The sequence below is a fragment of the Actinomadura sp. CNU-125 genome (assembly GCF_001942465.1).
Lineage (GTDB): Bacteria > Actinomycetota > Actinomycetes > Streptosporangiales > Streptosporangiaceae > Spirillospora.
This window is the reverse complement of record NZ_MKJY01000403.1, coordinates 1-3488: the sequence shown is the minus strand read 5'-3', so window position 1 is coordinate 3488 and position 3488 is coordinate 1. Positions and strand designations below refer to the sequence as shown.

The 3488-nt window shown below is 72.2% G+C and carries 3 protein-coding genes and 1 pseudogene; 3 read left to right on the top strand and 1 reads right to left on the bottom strand.

Translation table 11 applies throughout. The annotated features are described in order from the left end of the window. The 3 genes and pseudogenes from BJF79_RS56265 to BJF79_RS35075 all read left to right on the top strand — a co-directional run. Nucleotides 1-568: hypothetical protein (locus BJF79_RS56265; RefSeq protein ID WP_262403025.1), on the top strand; the 568-nt coding region annotated here is incomplete at its 5' end. A gap of 290 nt (nucleotides 569-858) precedes the next feature. Continuing rightward, nucleotides 859-1639, top strand: a pseudogene (locus BJF79_RS35080) (electron transfer flavoprotein subunit beta/FixA family protein). Between the two features lie 23 nt (nucleotides 1640-1662). Further along, on the top strand, nucleotides 1663-2613 hold the full coding sequence (locus tag BJF79_RS35075) for an electron transfer flavoprotein subunit alpha/FixB family protein (RefSeq protein WP_075903893.1): 951 nt from the start codon (nucleotides 1663-1665) through the stop codon (nucleotides 2611-2613). 59 nt (nucleotides 2614-2672) lie between these two features. Here BJF79_RS35075 and BJF79_RS63120 read toward each other — a convergent pair. Continuing rightward, nucleotides 2673-3488, bottom strand: an 816-nt coding sequence (locus BJF79_RS63120) for a hypothetical protein (RefSeq protein ID WP_262403023.1), incomplete at its 5' end; no start/stop codon positions are given.

Below are 3488 nucleotides of genomic sequence, written 5' to 3'. Positions count from 1 at the left end.
GCCGTCCGCCGCGGACACGCACCGGCTCGCCGTCGCGCACGGCTGGGCCCGTCTCCTCGCCGCGATGGTCGTGGTGATCGCCGTCGGCGTCGCGATGATGATGCCGATCGCCGGGCTCGTCCTCTCGCTGGTCGCGGTGACGTGGCTGCGCGCGGTCACGGCGGTCGCCTTCCGGGACTGGGCGCTGGCGTTCGGGCGGACGGCGGCGACGGTCCCGTACGCGGCGGCGTTCACGGTCGCGGTGCCGCCCGTGCTGCTGGCCGCGACGGTGTTCGGCATGGAGATCGACTCGCTCGCCGCGTGCGCGTTCGGTGCGGGCGCGGGCGCGGCGGCGCTGTGGACGGCGCCGGGCGTGCGGGGGCCGCGCCGCAGTCTGGAGCGGATGTTCCTGCGGATCGCCGGGTCGCCCCGGCGGATCGCGGTGCTCGGCGCGGTGCTCGCCCTGCCGACGCTGGCGGCCGTCGCCGGGGCGCTGTCGCTCACCCCGAGCTTCGCGCCGATGTACGGGCTGGCCAGCTCGCTGGAGGGCACGCTGGACCGCCTGCACGGCGCGTTCGACCGCTTCTGAGGCCGTCCGGGATGTGAGGTGCGTCACGTCCGATTTCTCAGTGAGACGGGCACATCGGACGCCGCCCGGACGTGGGTAAGGTCTCACCACCTGGGATTTGCCGCAAGGCTACTCGTGGGTAACATAATACGGGGCACAGCCCAACCGGGGACCCGGATCCGAAGAGCATTCTGGTGTTTGGCAGGCTGTGACCCACGAAAACGCATGTCCGCGTCGACCCATTCATGGGCGGCGCCCCTCTGTCCGCTGCCCCAGCGGCCAACCGAGTGCAGGGAGGTCGGCCACCGGCCATGAACATCGTCGTCCTGGTGAAGCAGGTTCCCGATACGGAGAGCCCGCGCAAGCTGAAGTCCGATGACAGCACGCTCGACCGCGCTGCCGCGGACGGTGTCATCAACGAGCTGGATGAGTACGCCATCGAAGAGGCGCTGCGCATCAACGGGGGCCCAGGGCGGCGAGGTGACCGTTCTGACCATGGGCCCGGACAAGGCGACGGAGTCGATCCGCAAGTCGCTGGCCATGGGCGCAGACAAGGCCGTGCACCTCGTCGACGACGCCCTCGTCGGCTCGGACGCGCTGCAGACGTCCTACGCCGTCCAGCAGGCCCTCGGCCGCGCCGAGTTCGACCTGGTCATCCTCGGGTCGGAGTCCACCGACGCGCGCACCGGCGTGCTCGCCGCGATGCTCGCCGAGCGGCTCGGCGTGCCGCAGCTCTCGCTCGCCAACAAGGTGGAGATCGAGGGCACGTCCATCAAGATCCAGCGGCAGACCGACTACGGCTACGACCGGGTCGAGGCGACCCTGCCCGCCGTGGTCAGCGTCGTCGAGAAGATCAACGAGCCGCGCTACCCCTCCTTCAAGGGGATCATGGCGGCCAAGAAGAAGCCGGTCGAGACGCTCGGCATCGCCGACGCCGGCATCGACGCCGCGCAGGTCGGCGTCGCGAACGCGGCCACCGCGGTGGTCGACTTCGCCGACGCCCCGCCGCGCGCGCAGGGTCAGATCGTCACCGACGAGGGCGACGGCGGCGCGAAGATCGCCGAGTTCCTCGCGTCGAAGAAGTTCGTCTGACCGGGGAAGGGGATTCAAGAACCATGGCTGAGATTCTCGTCCTCGTCGACCACGTCGACGGTGAGGTCAAGAAGGTCACCCTCGAGCTGCTGACGCTGGCGAACCGGCACGGTGAGGCCGCCGCCGTATGGGTCGGCCCCGGCTACGAGAACGCCAAGGACAAGCTCGCCGAGTACGGCGCCGGCAAGGTCTACGTGGCCGCCGACGAGGAGCTCACCTCCTACGTCGTCGCCCCGAAGGCCGCGCTGCTCGCCCAGCTCGTCGGCGAGAAGTCCCCGGCCGCCGTGCTCGTCGCCGCCACGGCGGAGGGCAAGGAGATCGCCGGCCGCCTCGCGGTGAAGACCGGCTCCGGCGTGCTCACCGACGTCGTGGACGTCACCGACGGCTTCGTCGCCGAGCACTCCATCTTCGGCGGCGGCGTCATCGCGCACGCCAAGGTGCGGACCGGCACGCCGATCATCGCCGTCCGCCCGAACTCCATCGCCCCCGAGGCGAACGCGGCCACCCCGGCCGAGGAGCAGGTGTCGGTCGCGCTGTCGGACGCCGACAAGGGCGCCAAGATCGTCGAGAAGGTCGTGCAGGAGAAGGGCGAGCGCCCGGACCTGACCGAGGCCGCGATCGTCGTGTCCGGCGGGCGCGGCGTCGGCGGCGCCGAGAACTTCTCGATCATCGAGGCGGTGGCCGACTCGCTCGGCGCGGCCGTCGGCGCCTCCCGCGCCGCGACCGACGCCGGCTGGTACCCGCACTCGTTCCAGGTCGGCCAGACCGGCAAGACCGTGTCGCCGCAGCTGTACGTCGCGGTCGGCATCTCCGGCGCCATCCAGCACCGGGCCGGCATGCAGACCTCGAAGACCATCGTCGCCATCAACAAGGACCCCGAGGCGCCGATCTTCGAGCTCGTCGACTACGGCGTGGTCGGCGACCTGTTCCAGGTCGCGCCGCAGCTCACCGAGGAGATCAACAAGCGCAAGTGAGCGCCTGACGACTCTTCCCGCACGCCCCGGACGGCCCGCCGTCCGGGGCGTCCGGCGTGCTAGGACCGCGCCGGGGACGGCCCGCCGCCGGGGTACGGGACGGCTTCGAGCAGCTCCGGCTTCAGCAGCCCCTCGACCTCCGCGTAGGGGATCTCCGCCGTCCTCGTCCCGCACGCGCTGATGTAGCCGAGCCGCGCGGCATGGAAACTCACCCGGATCCCCGTCGGCGTCGGCCCCACCGCGACGTCCTCGCTCCGCAGCAGTTCGGGCGTGATGCCGGTCGCGTACGGGCTGTCCAGGTCCGCCGGGCAGATCTCGCCGCCGGGCAGGCGGGCGGCGACGATCGCGGTCAGCGGCGCGAGGCCCGGCCCGTCCTGGACGCGGAACAGGTCGATCGGCCGGTAGGCCGTCCCGTCCCGCAGGTCGACGGTCGTTGCGCGCGCCGGATTCCAGCCGGTGCCGACGTCGCCGCGCACCTGCGTCTCGTACCAGACCGAGATCAACCGGTCGTTGCGCAGCAGGATCTCCGGCCGGACGACGTTGGTGAACAGGCCGTCGTAGTCGTCGAGCCCCTCCCGGTTGCGGGCGAACAGCCGGTCGAGCGCGCCCGGATCGCCTGATCGACCCGCTGCTGGAGCGTCCCGTCCCGGAAACCGGTGACCCGCACGACCTGCCCCTGGACACGGAACGTTCCGCCGCCGCCCAGCGACCGGTCCGGCTCCCGCAGCGCCGCGAGCGCGACCTCGATCCGCTGCGGCGGCGGCTCCTCGTCCGCGCCCGAGACGGCGACGACGGCCGCCGCCCCGCCGACCGCGACCGCCGTGGCGCCGCGCCGCGACGGCCTCGGCCGCCTTGGCGCCGAGCGCCCCGAACAC